Annotated in this window: 26 protein-coding genes; 7 read left to right on the top strand and 19 right to left on the bottom strand. The window is 67.2% G+C overall.

The genetic code is table 11. The features are described from left to right. The first annotated feature begins 65 nt into the window (after positions 1-65). On the top strand, positions 66-962 hold the full coding sequence (locus EH231_RS27445; RefSeq protein ID WP_124713732.1) for a cation diffusion facilitator family transporter: 897 nt from the start codon (positions 66-68) through the stop codon (positions 960-962). A 2-nt stretch (positions 963-964) separates the two neighbouring features. On the opposite strand, the gene EH231_RS27450 is transcribed toward EH231_RS27445, so the two are convergent. Further along, a complete protein-coding gene (locus EH231_RS27450) occupies positions 965-1,381 on the bottom strand; it encodes a DUF3151 domain-containing protein (protein WP_044515410.1) in 417 nt (138 codons plus the stop codon). A 64-nt stretch (positions 1,382-1,445) separates the two neighbouring features. On the opposite strand from EH231_RS27450, the gene EH231_RS27455 reads away from it, so the two are divergent. Beyond that, positions 1,446-2,237, top strand: coding sequence for an Rv0361 family membrane protein (locus EH231_RS27455; protein ID WP_124713733.1), 792 nt, complete (start codon positions 1,446-1,448; stop codon positions 2,235-2,237). A gap of 9 nt (positions 2,238-2,246) precedes the next feature. Beyond that, positions 2,247-2,837, top strand: coding sequence for a CHAP domain-containing protein (locus tag EH231_RS27460; RefSeq protein WP_124713734.1), 591 nt, complete (start codon positions 2,247-2,249; stop codon positions 2,835-2,837). On the opposite strand, the gene fbaA is transcribed toward EH231_RS27460, so the two are convergent. Continuing rightward, entirely contained in the window at positions 2,834-3,871 is a 1,038-nt protein-coding gene (gene fbaA, locus EH231_RS27465; protein ID WP_124713735.1) for a class II fructose-bisphosphate aldolase, read from the bottom strand. The genes EH231_RS27460 and fbaA overlap by 4 nt on opposite strands. Positions 3,872-3,990: 119 nt before the next feature. Between fbaA and EH231_RS27470 the strand changes: the two genes are divergently transcribed. Beyond that, positions 3,991-4,641 (top strand): DedA family protein, encoded by a 651-nt coding sequence (locus tag EH231_RS27470; RefSeq protein ID WP_409543690.1) that lies wholly within the window; start codon positions 3,991-3,993, stop codon positions 4,639-4,641. Here the strand turns inward: EH231_RS27470 and EH231_RS27475 are convergent. Genes EH231_RS27475 through EH231_RS27515 form a run of 9 tightly spaced genes read right to left on the bottom strand, consistent with a single transcriptional unit; the run spans position 4,638 to position 13,478 of the window. After that, entirely contained in the window at positions 4,638-5,828 is a 1,191-nt protein-coding gene (locus EH231_RS27475; RefSeq protein ID WP_124713736.1) for a vWA domain-containing protein, read from the bottom strand. The genes EH231_RS27470 and EH231_RS27475 overlap by 4 nt on opposite strands. Continuing rightward, complete coding sequence (locus EH231_RS27480; RefSeq protein ID WP_124713737.1) at positions 5,825-6,460, bottom strand: SRPBCC family protein; 636 nt, start codon at positions 6,458-6,460, stop codon at positions 5,825-5,827. The genes EH231_RS27475 and EH231_RS27480 overlap by 4 nt, the downstream gene beginning before the upstream one ends. After that, complete coding sequence (locus tag EH231_RS27485; RefSeq protein WP_044515399.1) at positions 6,457-7,347, bottom strand: AAA family ATPase; 891 nt, start codon at positions 7,345-7,347, stop codon at positions 6,457-6,459. Before EH231_RS27485 ends, EH231_RS27480 begins: the two co-directional genes overlap by 4 nt. Continuing rightward, positions 7,344-8,069, bottom strand: coding sequence for an XdhC family protein (locus tag EH231_RS27490; protein WP_124713738.1), 726 nt, complete (start codon positions 8,067-8,069; stop codon positions 7,344-7,346). The genes EH231_RS27485 and EH231_RS27490 overlap by 4 nt, the downstream gene beginning before the upstream one ends. A gap of 11 nt (positions 8,070-8,080) precedes the next feature. Continuing rightward, entirely contained in the window at positions 8,081-10,480 is a 2,400-nt protein-coding gene (locus tag EH231_RS27495; RefSeq protein ID WP_090424140.1) for an aerobic carbon-monoxide dehydrogenase large subunit, read from the bottom strand. Continuing rightward, a complete protein-coding gene (locus tag EH231_RS27500; RefSeq protein WP_124713739.1) occupies positions 10,477-10,953 on the bottom strand; it encodes a (2Fe-2S)-binding protein in 477 nt (158 codons plus the stop codon). The genes EH231_RS27495 and EH231_RS27500 overlap by 4 nt, the downstream gene beginning before the upstream one ends. A 28-nt stretch (positions 10,954-10,981) precedes the next feature. Then, positions 10,982-11,869, bottom strand: coding sequence for an FAD binding domain-containing protein (locus EH231_RS27505; RefSeq protein WP_090424138.1), 888 nt, complete (start codon positions 11,867-11,869; stop codon positions 10,982-10,984). Between the two features lie 55 nt (positions 11,870-11,924). Next, a complete protein-coding gene (locus tag EH231_RS27510) occupies positions 11,925-13,073 on the bottom strand; it encodes an XdhC family protein (protein ID WP_124713740.1) in 1,149 nt (382 codons plus the stop codon). A 9-nt stretch (positions 13,074-13,082) separates the two neighbouring features. After that, positions 13,083-13,478, bottom strand: a complete 396-nt coding sequence (locus EH231_RS27515; protein ID WP_090424136.1) for a nuclear transport factor 2 family protein — start codon at positions 13,476-13,478, stop codon at positions 13,083-13,085. A 41-nt stretch (positions 13,479-13,519) separates the two neighbouring features. On the opposite strand from EH231_RS27515, the gene EH231_RS27520 reads away from it, so the two are divergent. Beyond that, positions 13,520-14,476: a LysR family transcriptional regulator gene (locus tag EH231_RS27520; protein ID WP_090424135.1), complete on the top strand. Its 957-nt coding sequence runs from the start codon at positions 13,520-13,522 to the stop codon at positions 14,474-14,476. Between the two features lie 4 nt (positions 14,477-14,480). Here EH231_RS27520 and EH231_RS27525 read toward each other — a convergent pair whose 3' ends face one another. The 7 genes from EH231_RS27525 to EH231_RS27555 form a co-directional block, all read right to left on the bottom strand. Further along, positions 14,481-15,389, bottom strand: a complete 909-nt coding sequence (locus tag EH231_RS27525) for an LLM class F420-dependent oxidoreductase (RefSeq protein WP_124713741.1) — start codon at positions 15,387-15,389, stop codon at positions 14,481-14,483. Between the two features lie 3 nt (positions 15,390-15,392). After that, positions 15,393-16,505, bottom strand: coding sequence for a glycoside hydrolase family 76 protein (locus EH231_RS27530; RefSeq protein WP_090424133.1), 1,113 nt, complete (start codon positions 16,503-16,505; stop codon positions 15,393-15,395). Between the two features lie 70 nt (positions 16,506-16,575). Further along, positions 16,576-17,229: a TrmH family RNA methyltransferase gene (locus tag EH231_RS27535; protein WP_124713742.1), complete on the bottom strand. Its 654-nt coding sequence runs from the start codon at positions 17,227-17,229 to the stop codon at positions 16,576-16,578. After that, complete coding sequence (locus tag EH231_RS27540) at positions 17,222-18,112, bottom strand: hypothetical protein (protein ID WP_124714397.1); 891 nt, start codon at positions 18,110-18,112, stop codon at positions 17,222-17,224. Before EH231_RS27540 ends, EH231_RS27535 begins: the two co-directional genes overlap by 8 nt. Before the next feature lie 18 nt (positions 18,113-18,130). Then, positions 18,131-18,907 (bottom strand): SDR family NAD(P)-dependent oxidoreductase, encoded by a 777-nt coding sequence (locus tag EH231_RS27545; RefSeq protein WP_090424130.1) that lies wholly within the window; start codon positions 18,905-18,907, stop codon positions 18,131-18,133. 34 nt (positions 18,908-18,941) lie between these two features. Further along, positions 18,942-19,808, bottom strand: coding sequence for a trehalose monomycolate transport factor TtfA (ttfA, locus tag EH231_RS27550; protein ID WP_090424129.1), 867 nt, complete (start codon positions 19,806-19,808; stop codon positions 18,942-18,944). A gap of 59 nt (positions 19,809-19,867) precedes the next feature. After that, entirely contained in the window at positions 19,868-20,506 is a 639-nt protein-coding gene (locus EH231_RS27555; RefSeq protein WP_090424128.1) for a TetR/AcrR family transcriptional regulator, read from the bottom strand. 69 nt (positions 20,507-20,575) lie between these two features. Between EH231_RS27555 and EH231_RS27560 the strand changes: the two genes are divergently transcribed. Beyond that, on the top strand, positions 20,576-21,646 hold the full coding sequence (locus EH231_RS27560) for a Rieske 2Fe-2S domain-containing protein (RefSeq protein ID WP_124713743.1): 1,071 nt from the start codon (positions 20,576-20,578) through the stop codon (positions 21,644-21,646). Next, positions 21,643-22,722 carry an NAD(P)H-dependent amine dehydrogenase family protein gene (locus EH231_RS27565; protein WP_124713744.1) on the top strand — a complete coding sequence of 360 codons (1,080 nt, stop codon included), beginning with the start codon at positions 21,643-21,645 and terminating at the stop codon, positions 22,720-22,722. Before EH231_RS27560 ends, EH231_RS27565 begins: the two co-directional genes overlap by 4 nt. Here EH231_RS27565 and EH231_RS27570 read toward each other — a convergent pair. Then, entirely contained in the window at positions 22,712-23,992 is a 1,281-nt protein-coding gene (locus tag EH231_RS27570; protein WP_277425642.1) for an alpha/beta hydrolase domain-containing protein, read from the bottom strand. The two genes, EH231_RS27565 and EH231_RS27570, sit on opposite strands and share 11 nt — an antisense overlap. Positions 23,993-24,003 lie beyond the last annotated feature (11 nt).

The following is a 24,003-nucleotide window of genomic DNA, read 5'->3' on the forward strand; positions in this document are numbered from 1 at the left end:
GCCCCGTCGCCGGCAACGGCCTCGACGCTTGCCACATATGCGTACTTCCGCATATATTTCGGGGCATGGGTGCCGGCCACGATCACAGCCACAGCAGCGATACCCGCGTCAGCAGGATGATCATCGCCGCGGCGATTCTGAGCGCGTTCTTCGTCCTTGAGCTGGTCACGGCGCTGCTGATCAACTCGATCGCCCTGCTCGCCGACGCCGGCCACATGCTCACCGACCTGGTCGCCATGTTCATGGGGCTGACCGCGGTCCTACTGGCGAAGCGCGGCAGCACGTCCCCGGCCCGCACCTACGGCTGGCACCGGGCAGAGGTGTTCACCGCCGTGGCCAACGCCGCCCTACTGCTGGGCGTGGCGGGCTTCATCCTCTACGAGGCGTTCGAACGCCTCGGCAATGCTCCCGACGTCCCCGGCGTGCCGATGATCGTCGTGGCGTTGGCCGGTCTGGCCGCCAATGCCGTCGTCGTGATGATGCTGCGGTCGCACTCCAAGGACAGCCTCGCGGTCAAAGGCGCCTACATGGAGGTCGTGGCCGACACCGTCGGAAGCATCGGCGTCCTGGTCGCCGGCATCGTCACCGTCACCACCGCCTGGCCCTACGCCGACGTGGTGGTCGCGGTCCTCGTCGCCCTGTGGGTGCTGCCGCGGGCCATCGCCCTGGCCCGGGCCGCGCTGCGGATTCTCAGCGAATCCTCCCCGCAGCACATCGACGTCAACGAACTCCGGGCCGCGCTCGAATCGGTGGACGGCGTGACCGAGGTGCACGATCTGCACGTGTGGACGCTCGTTCCCGGCAAGGACATGGTCACCGCACACCTGACCAGCAGCGCCGATACCGCCCAGGTGCTCGACGACGCACGCGCGGTGCTCAACGCCCGCGGCCTGGCTCACGCCACCGTGCAGGTGGAACCGCCCGCCTCAGCGGAAGACTGCTCCTGCGAGGCGAAGGACTGAGGTCAGGCCAGACCGAGCTCGGCGCGCGCAGCCGGATCGCAGTCATCGAGAAGATCCAGGCACCGCTGGAACTCGTCGGTCTCGCCGATGTCATCGGCGGCCCGGGCCAACGAGGCCACGCACCGCAGGAATCCCTGGTTCGGCTCATGGGCGAACGGCACCGGGCCGAAACCCTTCCAGCCGTTGCGGCGCAGCTGATCCAGCCCGCGGTGATAACCGGTGCGGGCGTACGCATATGCGGTGACAGCCTTGTCGTCGGCCAGGGCGTTCTCGGCCAGCACCGCCCACGCGATCGACGCCGACGGGTGGGCGGCGGCCACCACGGCCGCCTTCTCACCCGCAGCCAATTCGTCCTCGGCCTCAGGGTCCCCGGGAAGGAAAACCGGTTCCGGTCCCAACAAATCACCCATCCGTGTCATGGGCCTATTGTGCACCGACCGATAAGCTCCACCGGTACCGACGTACGGGAGGACCGCAGCAGGGATGTCGAACCCAACGGGACCTGACGAGGGCCGCGCCGACCACAGCGACACACCGACCGAGAAGGTCGAGTTGCCGAACATGTCCGAGGTGACCGAGCCGGCCACCGAGATCTTCGGCTCGGCCGACGAAGTCACCGGGGAAGTCCACCTCAACGACGAACGACGCTTCACCGCGCCGTCCGGGTTCGACTCGTCGACGCAGAAGATCGACACGCCTCCCGACCCCGAGACCGAGGTGTTCGCTCCGCCCGGCGAGGGCGACACCGTCGCGGCCGAGGTGCCGAAAGGCGCTGCACCACAAGTCATCCCGCCGCGCGAGGAGCAGGAACAGAAGCCGCAGCCCGCAGCCCGCCGGAGCTGGGGGTGGGTGGTCGCGGTCGTGTTGGTGATCGCGGCGCTGGTGGCGATCGCGGTGCTCGGCACCGTCCTGCTGACCCGGAAGTCGTCGGCGGCCGCGTCCCAGGAGGACGACGTCCGCGCGACGATCCAGAACTTCGACTCGGCCATCCAGCGCGGCGACCTGGCCGCACTGCGCTCGATCACCTGCGGCACCACCCGCGACAACTACGTCAACTACGACCAGAGGGCCTGGGACGAAACTCACGCCCGGGTGGAGGCCGCCAAGCAATACCCCGTGGTGGCCAGCATCGACCAGGTGGTCGTCAACGGCGACCACGCCGAGGCCAACGTCACGAGCTTCATGGCCTTTGCCCCGCAAACCCGGTCCACCCGCAGCTTCGACCTTCAGTTCCGCGACAATCAGTGGAAGATCTGCCAGGCACCCACCGGCTAACCTGGTCCGGTGACCTTGCGCGGACCCAAGCTCTGGTTGGCACTGTGCACCCTCAGCGTGGTCATCGTCGTCGGCGTGGCCGCGCTGCTGGTCCGGCATCCGGGCTCGGCATTCGACGTCCTGCCCGGCAAACCCGTGGCCTTTCCCCAGCTCGACCGTGCCGCACTCGATCCGGCCCAGGCCCGCGTCATCGATGTGCTGCAGGCGCAGTACGACGCGCAGCCCGGCGGCAGCCATTTCTCCGAGGGAATCGAGGAGCCGTGGTGCGCCGACTTCGTCAGCTGGGTGCTCAACGAGGCGGGCCGGCCGCTGTCCAACCCGAACTCGGGCAACTGGCGGATCCCGGGCGTGTACACGCTGCAGGGGTACTACCAGGCCGCCGGCCGGTTCGCCGCCCCGGACTCCTACCGGCCGCGCCCCGGTGACGTGGTGATGTACGCCGACGGCAGCCCACTCGGGTTGCACACGAATTTCGTTGTGGTCGCGAATGACAACGCGATCACCACGGTTGGCGGCAATGAGGAGGGCGGTATCCGCGTGCACACCCTCGACGACGCCGAGATCGCGGGCATCCTCGGGTACGGCCGGCTGGCCGCCTAAGCGCCGGTGACGCTGCGCCCGGCGCTGTGCAGGTCGTTGCAGGCCTCGATGACACGCTCGGACATGGACGCCTCAGCCTTCTTCAGGTAGCTGCGCGGGTCGTACACCTTCTTGTTTCCGACCTCGCCGTCGATCTTGAGCACACCGTCGTAGTTGGTGAACATGTGCGCGGCGAGCGGACGGGTGAAGGCGTACTGGGTGTCGGTGTCGACGTTCATCTTCACCACGCCGTACTTGAGGGAATCTTCGATCTCGGACTTCAGCGAGCCGGATCCGCCGTGGAAGACGAAGTCGAAAGGCTTTGCATCACCGGGTAACCCGAGCTTGGCCGCGGCCACCCGCTGCCCCTCGGCCAGTACCTCGGGCTTGAGGACCACGTTGCCGGGCTTGTACACGCCGTGCACGTTGCCGAAGGTCGCGGCCAGCAGGTACGCCCCCTGCTCACCGGCGCCCAGCGCGTCGATGGTCTTCTCGAAGTCCTCCGAGGACGTGTAGAGCTTCTCGTTGATCTCGGCCTCGACGCCGTCCTCTTCACCGCCGACCACACCGATCTCGACCTCGAGGACGATCTTGGCCGCCGCCGCGAGCTTCAGCAGTTCCTGGGCGATGGTCAGGTTCTCGTCGATCGGGACAGCCGAGCCGTCCCACATATGCGACTGGAACAGCGGGTTACGGCCCGCGCCGACGCGCTCGGCGGAGATGGCCAGCAGCGGCCGCACATAGGTATCCAGCTTGTCCTTCGGACAGTGGTCGGTGTGCAGGGCCACCGTGATCGGGTACCTGTCGGCGATCACGTGGGCGAACTCGGCCAGCGCGACGGCGCCGGTCACCATGTCCTTGACCCCCAACCCGGAGGCGAATTCGGCCCCACCGGTCGAGAACTGGATGATGCCGTCGCTGCCCGCGTCGGCAAAGCCCTTGATGGCGGCGTTGATCGTCTCCGACGATGTGCAGTTGATGGCCGGAAACGCGAAGGAATGCTCCTTGGCCCGGCCCAGCATCTCGGCATAGACCTCAGGCGTGGCGATCGGCATGGCTTGTCCTTCCATCTGGACGCGGGTTATCGCAGGTGAAGACCGGTGGTGGGGCCCAGGTACCCTAGGGAGTCGTGATCGACATCGCCCTCCCTGAGGCTACGACCAATCTGGCGCTCATGCCGGATTTCATGGATCCACTGCACCTCATCGGGTCCTTCGGCACCTGGGCCCTGGTGGGCATCCTGGTCGTCGTCTTCGTGGAGTCCGGGGTGCTGTTCCCGGTCCTGCCGGGTGACTCGTTGTTGTTCGTCGCGGGCATGCTCGCCGCGGGCACCGCCGCCCAGGGAACGGCTGTGGACGCCAACTTCGAACTCTGGCAACTGCTGGTGTTCATCCCGGTGGCGGCGATCCTCGGCGGCCAGGTCGGCTACCTCATCGGCCGGTTCATCGGTGTCGAGATGTTCAAGCCCGACAACCGCGTGCTGAAGCAGAAGTACCTCGACGAGGCCCACGCGTTCTTCGAGCAGCGCGGCCCGTTCGCGATCGTCATCGCCCGCTTCGTGCCGATCGTGCGTACTCTGGCGCCGATCGTCGCCGGTGCCGCCAAGATGCGCTACTCGGTTTTCACGACGTTCAACGTGCTCGGCGCAGTCGTGTGGGGCGTCGGCCTCGTACTGCTCGGCTACTGGCTGGGCCAGTTCGAGATCATCCAGAAACTGCTCGAGCCCATCTTCATCCTGATCGTGGTGGCCTCGGTGGCCCCGATGTTCTTCGAGTGGCTCAAACGCCGCCGCGCCGCCAAGAAGGCCGCCGCCGAGCAGGCCTAACCGCCGCCGAGCACGTCGAACAGCTCACGCAGGCCGGCCAGCGTGTGCGCCGGCAGGAAGTGATCGCACAGCGGCAACGCGGCGGCCATCGATCCGGCCAGGGGCACATAACCCGGCGCCGCCGCGCGAGGGTTGAGCCACACCACCAGATGCGCCCGGCGGCGCAACCGGACCATCTCGCGCCGCAGTAATTCGGGTGGGTCCGAATCCCATCCGTCGGAGGCGATCACGACCACCGCACCGCGCAACGCATGACCGTGCGGACCGCTCAGTAGCGCACCGATCGACCGGGCCAGGCGGGTGCCTCCGTAGCGATCGGCCACCTTCTCGTTGGCTCGGGCCAATGACACCTCGGCAGACCGGTGCGACAGCACGGCGGTGAGCCGGGTGAGCGTGGTCGCGAACGCGAACACCTCGGGTCGGGTCCGCCGGTGCACCGCGGCCGCGCGCATCAGATGCAGATACACCGCGGCGTACGGCTGCATCGATCCGCTGACGTCGCACACCAGCACCACCCGACGGGGACGGAGGCGGGCCAGGGTTCTGGCCACCCGCAACGGCTCCCAGCCGGTGGTCCGCGAGGCCCTGATGGTTTCCCTGAGGTCGACGCGCCGGCCGGCCGGGTGACGGCGCCGACGCAGCGTGCGGCGGCGCGGCCAGCGGGCTTCCGCGCTTTCCAGCCAGGCGCCGATCCGCCTCAACTCGTCGCTGTCGAACTGATCGAACGGCTCGTCGGCGCGCGCGGCCAGCCAGCTGGGCATCAGGTCGGGCAGCGCCCTGCCGTCGGGCGAGCCCGTCGCCGCGGCGAGGGACGCCGGCCTGGTCGTCCACGGCAGGTCGTCACCGTTCTCATCCGGGTACCTGTCGTTGGAGGTCAGGTTCCGAGCGGGCGCGGTCGGCGACAATGCCGACCGCTTGAGGCCGGGCGGATCCAGGCCGAGCACGGCGTCGGCGAAAACCGCATCGAACACCGCGTCAAAGGCAGGCAGATCCTCGACACGGGTGACGAGCGAGAGCCGCGCCGCCCAGTACAGCCGAGACCGCGCGGCGGGCACCAGCTCGTGCATCGCCTGGACCAGGGTCGAGGGCCCGACCGCCGACACCGTCACCCCGCCCGCGCGAAGCCGGTCGACCAGCGCGACGGCGAACGCCGCCAGGTCGGCCCCACGCAGCAGGGAAGACGTCACCGGCGAGCGTGCCTGGCCATCCGAAGCCGCCCGATCGTGAACACCAGGGCCGCAAGCAGAAAGGCACCGGCGACTCGGGGGCCATATCGCTTGAGTGCGCTGCCGCCGGCCAGATCCAGCAGGTCGATCGGCTCGGGGCCGGGAACCGGCGCGGCTACGGGCTTTTCGGTGGGCCCCACCGGAGCTCTCTGGGTAGCGAGCTTGGCTTCCAGCGACTCGACGAACTGGCCCAGCAGTTTCTCCGACACGTCCTGCAGCATGCCGCTGCCGAACTGGGCGAGCTTGCCCACGACCTTGAGGTCGGTCTCGACCGTGACCCGGGTCGCCTGCCCGGCATCGTGCAACCGGGCGGTCACCGTCGCGGCGGCATTGCCGGTGCCTCGGGCTTCCTTGCCCAACGCATCGATGACGGCCCGGTGCTCGTCGCGGTTCTGCTCGACGAAGTGGACCTTGCCGTTGAACTCACTGGTGACCGGGCCGACCTTGATCTTCACCCTGCCCAAGGTGTCCTCACCCTCCTGACCGGTCAGCTGTGCGCCCGGCATCAGCGGGACCACCTGCTCGAGGTCGGTGAGCAGGTCCCATGCCTCGTCGACCGGCACGCTGACGGTGAACTCGTTGGCAATCTTCATAGGGCGCTTCCTCTCAGTTCCAGCAGTGCGTCACGGAGTTGTCCCGTGTCGTCGGGGGTCTTGGCCAGTGCCCCGAGTGTCTCCAGCGCGGCGGGGTCCACCAGGTCACCGACGCCCAACGTGACCAGGGCGGCAACCCAGTCGATGATCTCGGCGATACCTGGTGGCTTGTCGAGGTCGAGATCGCGTGCGGCACCCACGAATTGGGCAGCCCGCTCGATGAGCGGGTCGGTGGCCCCTGGCACCGTGCGTCGGACGATCGCCACGGCGTGGGCACGCTGCGGGTATTCGATCCAGTGATAGAGGCAGCGACGGCGCAACGCGTCGTGCAGGTCACGACTGCGGTTCGATGTCAGCACCACGACGGGCGGCCGGTCGGCGACGAATGTGCCGAGCTCGGGAACAGTGACCGCAGCCTCGCCGAGGAACTCCAGCAGCAGCGCCTCGAATTCGTCGTCGGCGCGGTCGATCTCGTCGACCAGGAGCACCGGTGGCCGCGGTCCGCGGTGCCGCACGCACTGCAGGATCGGCCGGTCGATGAGGTAGGCCTCGGTATAGAGGTGTGCCTCGTCGAGCTGTTCGCCGCCGCGAGCCTCGGCCAGCCGGATGGAAAGAAGCTGGCGCTGGTAGTTCCAGTCGTAAAGGGCCTCGCTCGCGGTCAGCCCCTCATAACACTGCAGCCTGACCAGTGGGGTATCCAGAACGGCCGCCAGTGTTTTGGCCGCGGTGGTCTTGCCGACGCCCGGCTCGCCCTCCAACAGCAGCGGGCGTCCCATCGTGACCGCGAGATAGATGGCTGTAGCGGTGCCCTCGCCGAGCAGGTAATCGCTGGCATCGAACCGCCGCACCACATCCTCGACACCACTGAAGACCGGGTCAGTGCTCATGCGCCGCGGAGCCCTCCGACCCTGATGCCTTCGATGACCTCGGCGACGATCGAAACCGCGATCTCGGCAGGGGTTTTCGCGCCGATCGCCAGGCCGACCGGGGTATGGACCCTGGCACGTTCGGCTTCCGTCAATCCCAGGCCGTCCAAGATGGACGCCCCGCGCACCCGGCTGGCGACCAGCCCGATGTAGCCGACCCCGGCGTCCAGCGCAGCCCGGATCATCTCGCCTTCGGGTCCACCGAGACTGGCGATCACCACGGCAGTGGCATCCCCGGGGTCGGAGCCGGGATCGTCGAGCCGCCGCACGTCGTAGCCGAGAATCCCGCATAGCTCGACCATGGCGTCGGCGATCGGTGTGCCACCGAAGATCTGTACCAGCGGCGCGGGCACCTCGGGTGCCAGGAAGATCTCCAACGCGCCGCCGGACAGACAGGGGTTGACCACCACGCAGGCACCCGGGGCCTCGGGGAAATGCACATCGCCGTCGGGCAAGACTCGCAACAGCACACTTTCACCCACCTGGAGTGCCCCCAGCGCCGCCTTGCGCACCGAGTTCTGAGCGCAATGTCCTCCGACGAACCCCTCGATTGTGCCGTCGGCCAACAGGATCGCCTCATCCCCGGGATGCGCCGAGGTGGGCTGCTGCGCACGCACCACCGTCGCGTGCACGAATGGCGTTCGTGCCCGGCGAAGTTGTGCGACGCGCTCACTCAGAGTCATCTGTGCCCCTTCTAGATAGGCGGCCTGGCCCGCCCCTGCATGGCTTCCCACACCCGCGACGGGGTCAACGGCATATCGGCGTGCCGAACCCCGAACGGCGCCAACGCATCCACCACGGCGTTCACCACGGCGGGCGGTGAGCCCACCGTCGCGGACTCCCCGATGCCCTTGGCTCCGATCGGGTGGTGCGGCGACGGAGTGACGGTGTGCCCGGTCTCGAAGTGCGGCACCTCCATCGCGGTGGGAATGAGGTAGTCCATCAACGAGCCGCCCAGGCAGTTGCCGTCCTCGTCGAACGCGATCATCTCCATCAAGGCCATGCCGATACCGTCGACCAGGCCGCCGTGCACCTGCCCCTCGATGATCATCGGGTTGATCCGGGTGCCGCAGTCGTCGACCGCGAGGAACCGGCGCACCTTTACCACGGCGGTACCCGGGTCGACGTCGACGACGCAGAAGTACGCACCGTACGGGTAGGTGAGATTCTCCGGGTTGTAACAGATCTGGGCGTCCAGACCGCCCTCGATCCCCTCCGGAAGATCACCCGCGCCGTGCGCGCGCATCGCGATGTCGGCGATGGTGACCGAAGCCGTCGGATCACCCCTGACGTGGAAGCTGCCCTTGTCCCATTCCAGGTCGGCGACCGAGGCCTCCAGCATCCCGGACGCGATGATCCTGGCCTTGTCGCGGACCTTGCGCGCGACAAGCGCGGCCGCCGCGCCCGACACCGGTGTGGACCGGCTACCGTAGGTGCCCAGGCCGAACGGGGTCTGGTCGGTGTCGCCGTGCACCACATCGATATCCTCGGGCGGGATCCCGAGTTCCTCGGCCACGATCTGGGCGAAGGTCGTCTCGTGGCCCTGCCCCTGGGTCTGAACACTCAAGCGCACCACAGCTTTTCCGGTCGGGTGCACCCGCAGTTCACAGCCGTCGGCCATGCCGAGACCGAGGATGTCCATGTCCTTGCGCGGGCCGGCGCCCACAGCCTCGGTGAAGAACGACATGCCGATGCCCATGAGTTCGCCGCGCTCGCGCTTCTCCCGCTGCTCGGCGCGCAGGCCCTCGTAACCGATCATCTCCATCGCGAGCCGCATCGTCTTCTCATAGTCGCCGGAGTCGTACACCCAGCCGGTCTTGGATTTGTACGGGAACTGCTCGGGTTTCAACAGATTTCGCAGCCGCAGCTCAGCAGGATCCATCTTGAGTTCATAGGCCAGGCAGTCCACCAGACGCTCGACGAAGTACACCGCCTCGGTGATGCGGAACGAGCAGGCGTAGGCCACCCCGCCGGGTGCCTTGTTGGTGTACACCGCGGTCATGTGGCAGTACGCCGCCTCGATGTCATAGCTGCCGGTGAACACGCCGAAGAATCCCGCGGGGTATTTCACCGGGGCCGCGGTGCCGTTGAAGGCACCATGGTCGGCCAGCACGTTGGACCGGATCGCCAGGATCTTGCCGTCGGAGGTCGCCGCGATCTCACCGACCATGATGTAGTCCCGCGCGAACCCTGTGCTGGTGAGGTTTTCGCTGCGGTCCTCCATCCACTTGACCGGCTTGCCCAGCAGCAGAGACCCGACGATCGCACAGACATAGCCGGGATAGATCGGCACCTTGTTGCCGAACCCGCCGCCGATGTCCGGCGAGATCACCCGGATCTTGTGCTCGGGCAGGCCGGCGACCAGTGCGTACAACGTGCGGTGCGCGTGTGGGGCCTGCGAGGTGCTCCACAGGGTGAGCTTGCCGGTCACCGGATCCAGATCGGCGACCGCGCCGCAGGTTTCCATCGGTGCGGGATGCACGCGCGGGTAGACGATTTCCTGTTTGACCACGAGATCGGCTTTCGCGAAGGCCGCCTCGGTGGCCGCGGCATCCCCGGTCTGCCAGTCGAAGCAGTGATTGTCCGTCTTGCCCTCGAGGTCGGTGCGGATCACCGGGGCGTCCGCGTCCAGTGCGTGACGGGCGTCGATCACCGGGTCCAACGGGTCGTAGTCGACGTCGATGAGTTCCAGGGCGTCGCGGGCCGAGTACCGGTCCTCGGCCACCACGAAGGCCACCTCCTGCCCCTGGAAACGGACCTTGTCGGTGGCCAACACGGCCTGCACGTCGTTGGACAGCGTCGGCATCCAGGCCAGGCCCTTCTCTGCCAGGTCGGCACCGGTGACCACGGCCTTGACCTTCGGATGTGCCTGCGCCGCAGTCACATCGATGCCGGCGATCCTGGCGTGCGCGTACGGCGAGCGCAGGATCGCCAGGTGCAGCATGCCCGGCAGCGTGACGTCGTCGACGTAGGTGCCGCGGCCCCGGATGAATCGCGGGTCCTCCTTGCGCAGCATCCGGCCGTGACCGCAGGGTTTCGCGTCGTTGGTCGCGGTGTCCTCGGGTCGGCTGACCGGGTTCTCCAGCGTCGTCATGCGTTCGCCTCCTCATGAGCCCGTCGTGCCGCCCACTGGACCGATCGCACGATCGTGGTGTAGCCGGTACAGCGGCAGATCTGACCCGAGATGGCCTCGCGAATCTCCTCTTCGGTCGGGTCCGGGTTACGGTCGAGCAGCGCGCGGGCGGTGATCATCATGCCCGGGGTGCAGAACCCGCACTGCAGACCGTGGCACTGCACGAACCCTTCCTGCACCGGGTCCAGATGGCCGTCGACCTCCATGCCCTCGATCGTGCGGATCGTATGCCCGGAGGCCATCGCGGCCAGCATGGTGCAGGATTTCACCGGTTCGCCGTCGACGTCGACGACACACGTGCCGCAGTTGGAGGTGTCGCAGCCCCAATGGGTCCCGGTCAGCCCCAATTGATCGCGCAGGAAATGCACCAGCAGCATTCGGGGTTCGATCTCGGCACTGACCGCTTCGCCGTTGACCGTCATGTTGACCTGCATGGCACATCCTCTCTGTCGCCCTCCAGGACTATGGGGCGCTGCGTACCCGCTCCACGGACGCGCGCAGCGTGCGGATGGTCAGTTCAGATGCCAGGTGACGTTTGTAGTCGGCACTGCCGCGCATGTCGCTGACCGGATCGCAGGCCTGCGCGGCGGCCGCACCCGCGTCGGCGAAGGTCTCCTCGACGGCGGGCCTGCCCACCAACGAATCCGACAATGCACGCAGAGCGTCCCAGTCGGCGTTCACCGCGGTCAGACCGACGCGTGCCGCCGCGATCGAACCGTTGTCCAGCGTGACCTGGGCTCCTGCGGCGGTGACTGCCCAGTCCCCCACGCGGCGTTCCACTTTCGCGTACGCGCTGGAGGTGCGGTGGCGTACCGGTATCCGCACCTCGATCAGCATCTCGTTGTGCGCCAGCGCGGTCTCGTAGGAACCCACGAGGAAATCGTCGATGGGTATCTCCCGATCGCCGGCCGGCCCATGGACCAGGCATGCCGCCGACAGGACCCTGCATACGGTGGTCAGGTCTTCGGCCGGGTCCGCCTGGCAGAGCGAGCCCCCCAGCGTTCCCCGATTGCGCACGACAGGGTCGGCGATCACCCGTTCGGCGTCACGGAAGATCGGGCACACCGCCGCCAGCCGATCCGACTCGAGCACCTGCCGGTGCCGGACCATCGCCCCGATGCGGACCAGGAGCGGGGAGCTGACATCCAGAACAGAGATGTAGCCGAGCTCGGCGGCGAGGTCATTGATGTCGACGAGGTACTCGGGGTTGGCGATGCGCAGCTTCATCATCGGCAGCAGGCTGTGCCCGCCGGCGACGATCCTGGCGTCCTCGCCCAACCGGTCCAGCAAGCCGACCGCGTGGTCGACGCTGGTGGCGCGTTCGTACTCAAAGGGGCCGGGAACTTGCATGTGAGCCAGCTCACACCCGACTTACCTCGGCGTCAACAGCCAGTTAAGCGATTACTTAACTGGCCGGCAGCGCGCTACGTTCGCCCTGCTCATGGTGGATACGACCGTCGGTCTGGGCCAGCGGCCGCCCGCCGCCTCCCCAACGCTGGGCGATGATCTCGGCCGCGATGGACACCGCCGTCTCCTCGGGAGTCCGGCCGCCGAGGTCCAGCCCGATCGGGCTGGACAACCTGGCCAGCTCGGCCTCCGTAATCCCGGCATCACGCAGGCGGGCCACGCGGTCCTCGTGGGTCCGCCGCGACCCCATCGCACCGATGTAGGCGACTTCGGGCAGTCGCAGCGCCACCTCCAGCAATGGCACGTCGAACTTGGGGTCGTGAGTCAGCACGCAGATCACCGTGCGGGCATCGATCGCCCCCGCCTCGGCCTCGGCAGCCAGGTACCGGTGCGGCCAGTCCACCACCACCTCGTCGGCGGTCGGGAACCGCGCGGAGGTGGCGAACACCGGCCGGGCGTCGCACACGGTGACGCGGTAGCCGAGAAACACGCCCTGCTGGGCGACGGCTGCCGCGAAGTCGATCGCGCCGAACACCAGCATCCGGGGCCGCGGCGCGTGGCTCGCGACGAAGACCTCCATGCCCTCACCGCGACGCTGACCGTCGGGACCGTAGGTCAGTACCTCACTGCGACCCGCCGCCAGCAGTCCGCGGGCGTCGTCGGTGACCGCGGCATCGGCGCGCAGGGACCCCAACGAGCCCTCGACCGCGTCGCGATGCACCACCAGCCTCTTGCCGACCCACGACCCGTCGGGATGGGCGATGACCGTGGCCACCGCGACCGGACGATGGGCCTCGATGTCCTCGGCGATGGCGCTCAACTGATGAAATGTGTTCTGGGACACCGGTTCTACGAAGATATCGAGGATGCCGCCGCAGGTGAGGCCGACCTCGAACGCGTCGTCGTCGCTGACGCCGTAGCGCTGGAGCACCGGGGTGCCGCTCGCCATCACCTCGGTCGCCAGTTCGTACACCGCGCCCTCGACACAGCCGCCCGACACCGACCCGGCGACAGTTCCGTCGGGGGCGACCACCATCGCCGCACCCGCGGGGCGCGGTGCGGACCGAAATGTGCGCACCACAGTCCCGACACCTGCGGTACCACCCGCACGCCACACCGCTAACAAGGTGCTCAGCACATCTCTCACGGTTTCAATCTAGAACGTGTCGAGTGCCGCGGCCAGCGCCTGGGTGTCGGGAAGGATCCGCTCCTCGACGACCTTGCCCCATACGACACGGCCGATGTTGACACCGCGATAGACGATTTGGCCATGCCGGGTCGCGGCGTAACTGGTGGCGATACGAGTCGACCAGGGGCCGCCTTCGATGACCATCGCCTCCACTTCGAACTGTATGTCGGGAAAGCTCCGAAAGAACCTGTCGCGCAACCATGCCCGTTCCGCCTCAGCACCATGAAGATCCACCGCCAGTGCGTGGTCCCCCAGATACTGGAAATGCACGTCGTCGGCCAGCGGTATCTCATCGATGCGCTGATCCGAGAGCTTCGCCCAGAGTGCGATCGCCTGCTTCCGCACCAACCACCGATAGAACATTGTCCGAGCGTAGAACTCAGGAGGCGTTCTAGGCTTCAATCGTGACACCCGCGCAATTGCGTGCGTTTTCGGCGGTCGTGAGGCTGGGCTCGGTGCGGGCCGCGGCCGAGGAACTGGGTATGTCCGACGCCGGGATCTCGATGCACGTCGCCCAGCTGCGCAAGGAACTCGACGATCCGCTGTTCACCAGGTCCGCGGCCGGCCTGGCCTTCACCCCGGGTGGTCTGCGCCTGGCCAGTCGCGCCGTCGAGATCCTCGGCCTGCAGCAGCAGACCGCCATCGAGGTGACCGAGGCCGCGCACGGCCGGCGGCTGTTGCGCATCGCGGCATCCAGCGCGTTCGCCGAACATGCGGCGCCGGGACTCATCGAGCTGTTCTCCTCACGCGCCGACGACCTTTCGGTCGAGCTCAGTGTCCACCCGGCCGCCCGCTTCGCCGACCTGATCGCCACCCGTGCGATCGACATCGCGCTGGGCCCGCCGCCGGAGCGCGATGATCCGACGCTCGCGGTGCGCGCGTTCCTGAAGTACCAGATCGTCACGGTGACCACTAGGGACAGCCCATTGGCCGGACGGTCCCCGAGTCCGGTTCAGTTGCGGGAGCAGCCGTGGACGCTCGGGCCCTCCGGCGGCAGTGTCGACGGTGAGATCGCAACCATGTTGCGACACCTCGCGATTCCCGAGGCCCGGCAGCGAATCTTCCAGAGTGATGCGGCCGCTCTGGAGGAGGTGCACCGCGTCGGCGGGGTGATGCCGACGATCGGGTTCGCCGTGGCGGCCGACCTGACCAGCGGCAGGCTCGTGCAGCTCAAGGGGCCGGGCCTGCAGATCGCCGGCGAATGGTTCGCGTCGACCCTGCCCGCGGCGGCCCGCCAGCCGGCCGTGTCCGAACTGGTGCGGTTCATCACGACCCCGCGTTGCACCCAGGCCATGATCCGAGGAACCGGGGTGGGCGTCACCAGATTCCGGCCCAAGGTGCACGTGACCCTGTGGAGCTGACGGACTAATTCAGTCCGAGTGCGCCGGCCAGTTCACGAAGTGCCGGGCGCGGGTCCGCCATCGGGTTGTCACCGAGCACCTGCAGCACGACATGGTCGGCGCCGGCTTCCAGATGCGCCGTCACCGCCTTGGCCGCGCTGTCGACCGACCCCATCCCCACCACACCGCGGGCCAGCCGGTCGGATCCACCGCGCACCAGATCGGACTCGTCAAACCCCTGACGCAGCCACGAATTCCGGTAGTTCGGCAGACCGCTGTAGACATCCAGGTGAGCGTGCGCTCGGCGGAGCTGATCGTCATCGGTCGATCCGATCGCAACCGCCTGTTCGGAGACGATCCACTTCTCCGGACCGAGGATGTCGCGGGTGACCCGGGTCTGCTCGGGGGTCACCAGGTACGGATGTGCGCCATCGGCGTGGGTGCCGGACAACTCGATCATCTTCGGACCCAGTGCGGCCAACAGGCGGGGCGGGCGCCCGACGCCCGGTTCGATCTGCTCGGGGACAGCGGCCATCCGGTCCAGGTATTCGCGCATGGTGGCCAGCGGTTTCTGGTAGACGCCACCCAGACCGCGTTCGACCAACGGCCCATGACTGACACCGAGACCGAGCACGAACCGGCCCGGATACAACGCCGTGAGGGTGCGCGCACCCGTCTCGGCCGCACTCGGCACCCGGACGTGGATGTTGGCGATGCCGGTGCCAACCACCAGACGCTGAGTCGCGGCCAGGAAGGCCGCCGACTGCGTCAGGCATTCCTTACCGGTGACCTCGGGCAGGAACAACGAGCCGAAGCCGAGTGCCTCGATCTCCCGGGCCACCTCCTGCGCATCCGGCATCGACCAGGTTTCGCTGGCCCACCACACCCCGATCCGGGACGGAAAATCGATCCTGGCTCGCTGCGCCTGGGTCAAGTCCTACTCCTCATCGCCTGCGGCCAGCGTGTGCGCGGCCTCCATCAACATCCAACCCGACACCTGAACCGACAGGTCGCGTTCGGGGATCGCCGAGGCGTTGACCGCGCCGTCCACGAACTGCGCCTGCTGGCCCTCAGCCCCTGGCACCTCGGCGGTCTGGTCCCAGAACGCACCGAACAGCGGCAGCCCATCGACGGTCTGCCGGTTGTCCCAAGCCGCCTGTGCGGATTTGAGAACGATCGACCGCGCCGTCTCCCGCGCGGCTTGATCGTCGGCCGTATCTCCCGGCAGGGTATTGGCCACCAGCGCCAGGTACCGCGCAGTGACGCCGTTGAACAGCCCGCCGTCACCACCACCGGCGCCCTTGATGACACCGTCGGTGGCCATCTCCTTGTCCACCGCGGCCACCAAGCGGCGTACCCGCTCGGCGTGCCGGGTGTCCTCGGTGCGCACCGCGAGTTCGACCTCCAGCCCGAGCACCACGCCCTGGCAGTAGGTGTACTGCGCACGCACCATCGACCCGGCTTTGATGCCGTCGAACACCAGGTGGGTCTCCGGGTCGATCAGAGTGTCGTCGATCCAGTCGGCCATCTGCTGGGCCCGACGCAACCGGTCGTCATACCGGGCCAGGAAGATCCCGGCCGGACCGTTGGCCGGGGCGTTGAAGAACTGATCCTGTTTGCGCCACGGGATACCGCCGCCGTCCTCGGGCACCCAGGCATCGACGAACTGGGCGCACAACTTCTTGAGTGCGTGGGATTTCTCGACGCCGACCAGCCGCCCGGCCCGCTCGAGGGCCAACGCCAGCCAGGCCATGTCGTCGTAGTAGTTGTTGGTCCACGACAGGTTGTTGCGGATGTGGTGCGCTCGGATCTGCCGTTGAATGCGGGTGATCCGCTCGGGCTGCGGATCACGCACCTGGGCGTCGACCAGCGTGTCCAGGAGATGCGCCTGCCACCAGTAGTGCCAGGTTCCGAACTTGCGGTACTTCTTGGTCGCCGGCCAGGCCACGACACCGAGTTGGGTGCCCGGCAGACCCCAGAGTTTCGTCAGGTGCCGTTGGGTGATCGCAGCTTCGGCGCTGGCCGCACGGTTAGCCCATAGCTGATCCATGCTGTCGATCCTGCCTTACCCGGCCGCCGAATTGTCGGCATGTCGAGCAGTTTTCTATGTCTGCATCGACCTACCAGGCGCGTGAGAAATCCGCGTGGCGAGTGATCCACGCGTGCATGACGATTCCGGCAGCGACACCGGCGTTCATGCTGCGGGTCGACCCGAACTGCGCGATGGACACCGTCACGGCCGCGCCGGCCTGCGCCTCCGGGGTGATGCCCGGGCCTTCCTGACCGAAGATCAGCAGGCAGTCGCGAGGTAGTTCGGTCTGTTCCAGACGCACGGCGCCGGGCACGTTGTCCACCGCGACGACGGTCAGCCCGGCGTCGGCGGCGAAGGACAGCAATTCGGCGGTGGTGTCATGGTGGCAGAGCCGCTGATAACGGTCGGTGACCATAGCGCCCCGCCGGTTCCAGCGTCGCCGCCCGACGATGTGCACGGTGTCGACGGCGAAGGCGTTGGCGGTGCGCACCACGGCGCCGATGTTGGCGTCGTTGCCGAAATTCTCGATCGCGATGTGCAGCGGGTGCCGACGCCGGTCGATGTCGGCGATGATCGCCTCCCGGGTCCAATACCGGTAAGCATCAACGACATTACGGGTATCTCCGTCGCGCAGAAGCGCGGCGTCATAGCGCGCAGCGTCATCCCCGGAGGGTAACGGCCCCTCCCAGGGCCCCACTCCTGGGGATTCTCCCCACTCGGTGGGGCCGACGGCCTCAGCCACCAGTGGTCCACAGGGCGGCGTGCGTACCGATCACCGAAACCGAGGCGTACAGCAACGCCGCGTTCATCTCTCCCTGCGTACACAGCGAGGCGCGCACGTTGACGGCCTCACGGGAGGCCTCCGGCAGGATCAGCACCGAAGAGCCGTACACCGTACAGGCATGGCTGAGTCCCGGCGGCGGTAGCGACGGGCCGGCCACCACCATGAGCGGACCGCCACGCGCCGCCGCATCGTCCGCGTAACGTTCTGCCGCACCATCGATTTCGAGACCGATGAGCATGTAACCCTTGCCGTTGAAGGCGCTGGGGTCGCCCAGTGCGGCCGGTGCCAGTTGCCCGCCGTCGGCGCTGAACGCGTCCACGCTGGTGGACTTGAGGGTGACGCCGGCGTCGTTCACGCTGGTGGGCAGTACCCCGACCGGGAACGCGGCGGGGTAGGCGATGGTGGTGCCTGCGATGCGCTCACGCGGCGAGTACACATACACGCCGCGTACCTGGCTCTGGTCCCGTTGCGGCCCCAAGCAGACTGTGCCGCTGAGCTTGTCGGGCGCCGTCGCGGACAACGGCCTGATTCCCAGGCTGGTGATGTCGTCGCAGCCGTGCAGTGCGTCGGCCTCGATCGGATGTGCCAGGGCACCGTACAGACCGAACCGGATGTCCTCGGGTTTGGCGTGGGCATCCCCCGAAGCGGAGCCCTCGACGTCGACCAGTACGTGTTCGGTGTCGAACCGCAGGTCCGACACCTTCAGGTGCCAGCCGAGGATGTCCAACGATTCCCCGAGCTCGGCGGTCGACGCTTCATACGTGCGTCCCGGTTCATCGGATGCGCAGCCCGCGGTGACAACGAGAAGTATCGCCATCACCGCCGCGATCAGCGCCCGCACTGCCACGTTAGTTCTGCTCTAAGTTCTCCCACGACCTTTTCCCACTGCTTTTGTCATGGCGCGCACCAGGTTTCGCGGAGCCATCCGGCCCCCGGTGGTGAGCACCTTGTACTGCAGGCCCGGCACGATGACCACTTTGCCTGCGGCCACGTCGGCCAGGCAGTCACGCACCACGTCCTCGACCTGCAGCCACAGGAACGACGGTGTGCCCGCCATGTCGATGCCCGCGCGGGCATGAAACTCGGTGTGGACGAAACCCGGGCACAGCGCATGCACGCCGACCCCGGTACCGCCCAGCCCATTGGCCAGCCCCTCGCTGAACGAGACGACCCAGGCCTTGGAAGCCGAATATGTCGATCCGCGACCGGGAACCAGCCCGGCGACACTGGCCACGTTGATGACGGTGCCGCCACCCGCCTCGATCATCGACGGCAGCGCGGCGTGCGTCAGCTCCATCACGGCGGTGACGTTGACGTCCAGTTGGGCCTGCAGCTGGGCGAGATCGGCGGTCCAGAACTCACCCGACGTGCCGAAGCCGGCGTTGTTCACCAACACCTGCACCCCGGCTCGCAGCCGGTCGGCGACCTTGGCCCGGTCGGGGGCGCATGCCAGGTCCGCGGGAAGCACCTCGACTGCCGCGCCGGCCTCGTCGTGCAGTTCGGCGGCGAGTTGTTCCAGCCGTACGGCGTCCCGCGCCACGAGGACGAGGTCGTAGCCGTCCCGCGCGTACCGGCGGGCGAAGCCGGCGCCGAGCCCTGAGGTCGGTCCAGTGATCAGCGCGACGGGGCGAGGCATGCCGACAGATTACTGAACTGTTCTGATGCGCAGGCTAGCGCTGGTAGTGCGGTGCGTGACGGCCGTTGCGTGCCGGCGGCGGGGTCCGACGGACCACATCGGGACGGCCGGGCTCCTGGCGCGGCTGGGTGTAGCGACTGACGTCTCCACGCCCGGGTGCCGCGTCGGCCCGGCCCGGAGGCAGCTCCCGGCGCCCGGCGGGCGTCGGCGCCAACGGGCGGCTGGGCGATCCGGCGCGACGCGCCAGCGCAGCTTGGCTGCCCTGACCCGACTGGGGTGCCACACCGTTCTGCGGAACCGGCGGTAGTACCCGCAGCAGGTCGTTGAACTGACGCACAGTGCGCAGTCCCTCGTCCCATTGGGCGCGGGTACTCGTGACCGGCATGCTGACGAGCGTCCAGTTCTGCTCGTTCCACATGATCTCGGCGCAATCGGGAGCGGTGTGGGCGAACGTGACCATCCGGCGGTCGCAGGCGCGACGAGCGGCGTCGAGGTTGGTGGAGTACACCATCCGCGGACCGATCGCGCCGAGCAGCCAGATGTCGCTCTCCCGGGGCTCCTTGATGCCCTTGAGTCGCAGATCGACGACGACGTTCGTGCCGACCTTGCGGTGCAGCGCGATCACCGTTGCCACTTCTTCGATGTCAAAGATGAACACCGCCTCGCCACGGATCTGGCCGAGCACGACGTTCTTGGCCGTGACGTCACCGACGGTCGACATCACCCCGCGCTTCCAGCGCTTGAGGATCTCGTGCGACTCGTGCTCGTAATCGAAGCCATGCGACTTCGCCCACGACTTACGGCGCCGTCCCAACCCACGTCGACGGTCGATGTCGACGTACAGCAATACGGCCGCACCCACGAAACAGAGTGCGGACAGCGTGAACCAGAGCGGGACCATCGGGCATAGCCTACTTGTTGACGGGCGGAATGCCCCCACCTTGTGAGGTCACAACCCGGTTACTGGTGATCAGAGGGCCGTAATCGGGACTCCTCGAGATACGTGACGATGGCGTTGGTGAGTCCCCGCCGGGCCACGTCGAGGTCGATGAAGCTGCCGAGTTGACGCTCGGAGGTGATGCCCCGCATGGCGCCGGGGATGAACGCGGCGACCTCCCGCACCCGCTCGGGATCGACGCCAAGGCCGGCGAAGGCCTGCTGACAGGTTTGCAGCCAGCCCTGACCCCAGGACGATAGCTCGGCGGCGGTCTTCGGGTAGAGCCGTTCGAGTTCGGCGGGGTCTCGCGGCAGTGCCGCGCGCAGATTCTCGATCGCCCGCGAATCGCCGGCAGTCAGCCCGTCATAGAGCAGGTCGATGATGGCGGCGACGCGCTGACGCAACGAAGCAGTGCTGTCGTGGTGGCTGAACATCCCGGCGCGGCGTTCCGCGGTGCGCTGCAGGACGGCGGCCCAGAACCCGTCGATGTCGCCGAACTGGTACTTCACCGCACCCCAGGTGGCACCGATGTCTTTGGCGATCCGGTTGGCCGAGACCGCTCCCGGGTCTCCGGTGGCCAGGGCCTTGCGCGCGGCCTCCAGCATGCTCTCCCGGGTGGCCTCGCCGCGCCGGTTGGTGCGGCGCGCGCTCACCTCGGTCATCTCAGGAGATTACCCCAATTTCACAGAACCCTCTTCCAAAGTTTCACAGAACCTCCTACGATTCGCGTCATGGCCAAACCACCGTTGTCGATGAAGCCGACAGGATGGTTCCAAGTCGCCTGGTCAGACCAGGTCGGCGTCGGGGCTGTACATGCCATGAAGTACTTCGGCGAGGAGATGGTCGCCTGGCGCTCGGAATCCGGGCAGGTGACCGTGATGAACGCCTTCTGCGAGCACCTGGGCGCCCACCTGGGGTTCGGCGGCCAGGTGGTCGGCGAGGTCATCCAGTGCCCGTTCCACGGCTGGCAGTGGAATGCCGAGGGCCGCAACGTCTGTATCCCGTACCAGGACCGGCCCAACCGCGGCCGCCGGATGCGCACCTACCCCGTCGCCGAGCTCAACGAGGTCATCTATATCTGGCACGACATCGAGGGGCGAGAGCCGTTCTTCGAGGCGCCGGATGTGTTCGCGTCGTTCGCCGACGGCAGCAGCGCCGCCGACTATTACCCCCAGCAGAGGTTGTTCCGCGAAGGACTCGAGCTGCATCCGCAGTACGTACTGGAGAACGGCGTCGACTTCGCGCACTTCAAGTTCGTGCACCAGACCCCGATCGTGCCGGTGTTCACCCGCCACGACTTCGCCGCACCGATCTCCTACGTCGACTTCACCATCACGTTCGAGGGCGACGATCAACAGTCGATCGACGACGTGCGCAGCGGTGTCGAGGCGATCAACGGCGGTCTGGGCATCGCGGTGACCAAGAGCTGGGGAATGATCGACAACCGCACCATCTCGGCGGTCACCCCGGTCGACGAATCGACCTCCGACGTGCGGTTCATGGTCTATATCGGCCGGACCCCCGGCAAAACAGACGCGGCCACACTGGAAAAGTCCAGAAAAAGGGCCACCGAGTTCGGCGACGAGGTGATCCGTCAGTTCACCCAGGACATCCACATCTGGTCGCACCAGCGCTACTCCGATCCTCCGGCGCTGGCCACCGCCGAGTACGAGGGCTTCACCGCAATCCGCAAGTGGGCCATGCAGTTCTATCCAGACGGTCTGGGCGGTAGCGCCGCAGATCTGGCTTCCGGTGGCGGAGCCGCCAATCCAACATCACGGCGAAAGGCCGATCTCATATGACCGAGAAGATCCGCGTATTCCAGGTGGCGACCGGCAACGTCGGCACCGAGATGATCAAACGCATCGGCAAGCGGCCCGACCTCGAACTCATCGGATTGCACTGCTACACACCGGAAAAGGTCGGCCGAGACGCAGGCGAGATCGCCGGCATCGATCCGATCGGGGTGACGGCGACGGGTTCGATCGAGGAGATCATCGCGGCCAAGCCTGACGTACTGACGTTCCACGGTGTCTTTCCGGATGAGGACCTCTACGTGAATGTCCTTGAGGCCGGCATCAACATCGTCACCACCGCGGACTGGATCACCGGCTGGCACCGCGACACCAACCACCCGCATCCGTCCGGCAAGCCGGTGTCCCGGTTGCTGGCCGAGGCGTGCGCGAAGGGCTCCTCGACGTTCTACGGCACCGGCATGAACCCCGGCGTGAACCAGATCCTTGGCGTGGTGTGCTCGGCCGACGTCGCCGAGATCGAGAACGTCACCACCATCGAATCCGTCGACGTGTCATGCCATCACAGCAAGGACACCTGGATCGAGGTCGGCTACGGCCTGCCCGTCGACGATCCGTCGATCCCGGCCAAGTTGGAGAAGTACACCCGGGTCTTCGCCGACAGCGTGCTGATGATGGCCGACTGCTTCGGGCTGGAACTCGACGAGGTCAAGTTCACCTACGAACTCGGCGCCTGCACCAAGGATGTCGACCTGGGCTGGTACACCCTGCCGAAGGGATCGCTGGGCGGCAACTACATCAAGTACCAGGGCATCGTCGACGGAGTGCCGCGCGTCGAGACCCACCTGGAATGGCAGATGACCCCGCACACCGATCCAAGCTGGGACATCAAGGGCTGCTACATCACCCAGATCAAAGGCGACCCGTGCGTCTACAACAAGCACATGATCTTCCCGAAACCCGGTGTGGACCTGTCCGATCCGGACTCGTTCGCCTCGATCGGCATGACGGTGACCGGGCTGCCCGCACTCAACGCCATCGCCTCGGTGGTCAAGGCACCGCCGGGGCTGCTGACGAGCGCCGACGTGCCGCTGCGCGGATTCGCCGGCCGGTTCAACATCTGACGGCCGGAAACATCGCGGCCGCAAGATTCAGAATCTCCGGGCGGTCTGCGGGGAGAAGGAACCCGGCCTCGATTGTCTGGTCGAGTGCGTCGGTGAACTGGTCGAGGTACGCCTCGATGCCCTCGGGGTAGAGCTCGCACAGCCTCGCGGTGTCGAAGAGCTCGCCGGACCCGAACAGGAAGGACATGGGGCTCTCGTCCTTCGCGAGTCCCGACGTCCACGCGATCGGGACATCGACCCATGGCGTGCGGACTCCGCCCTCTGCGATCCCATTCGCGTCCAGGGCGATTCCGGGCGGATTGCCGCCGGTCAAGGCGATCGGCGGTGCGCTCGGAGCGGGAGTGCCGGCGCGCACCCAGGCGTTGAGCGCGGTGATCGCGGCCTGAAGCACATAGTGATGCTGGGGAGCGAAGTTGAGGTAGTACGACAATCGCGTCCCCATCCGCTCATCCGTGGGTGCATACGCCGCGACGATATCGTCCAACGGTGTGGACCCGTCGTCGATGAAACCGACGCGGACGGTGTAGTTGTCGGCGTGCGCCGTGCCCGGCACTTCCCAGGCCCGCAGAAATTCGTTGTCCTCCTGTCGCGCGGCGTGATAGCCCACGCGGAAGCCGCCGACGACATCCGTTTCGGTGAGCACGGTGAGCACGGGAACCCGCAGATCCGCGCGGAACGGCACCGCCGCGATCGCCCCGGCGTCACCGAAGACGTTCGTGTCATCGAGCGGTGCTGCGTTGCCGAATCGAGAATGCACCAGAAAGCCGTCATACGTGGCGGCGCTCGAGTCCACCGCGTTGACGTACGTCGTCAGGAACGCCGCCGATTGCGACTCACCCACCGCCAGAACGGTATCCGGACGCAGACCGTCGACCGCACCCTCGCGGATCAGACGTCCGATCTGGGTGAAGATGTCGTAGGCGAAGGGGTCCCCCGGATGGTGTAGCTCGCGATAGCGCTGTGGGTCTTGCGCTTTCAATGACATCTCGGCGCCGACAAGGCTCGTCCCGCCCTCGACACCCACCTGCTGGACCGAGACCGCCACGTAGGTGAAGCCCGCACGGGCGATCTCGCGGTGCGCCATGAACCAGACGGCGGGCGCGTCGATGCCGCCGCTGACATTCAGCCATTCGACGATGACGGTGCCGTTGGACTTCGCCGCATCCTTGGGCGAGATGACGACGATGCGGGTGGTGTAGTCCGCCTCGGACGCCACGGTCTCCGAATAGGACCTGGCCGTGCCGCGCGAGCAGACGCAAAAGTGCCCAATTCCGATGGGAA

Source organism: Mycolicibacterium nivoides (assembly GCF_003855255.1).
Lineage (GTDB): Bacteria > Actinomycetota > Actinomycetes > Mycobacteriales > Mycobacteriaceae > Mycobacterium > Mycobacterium nivoides.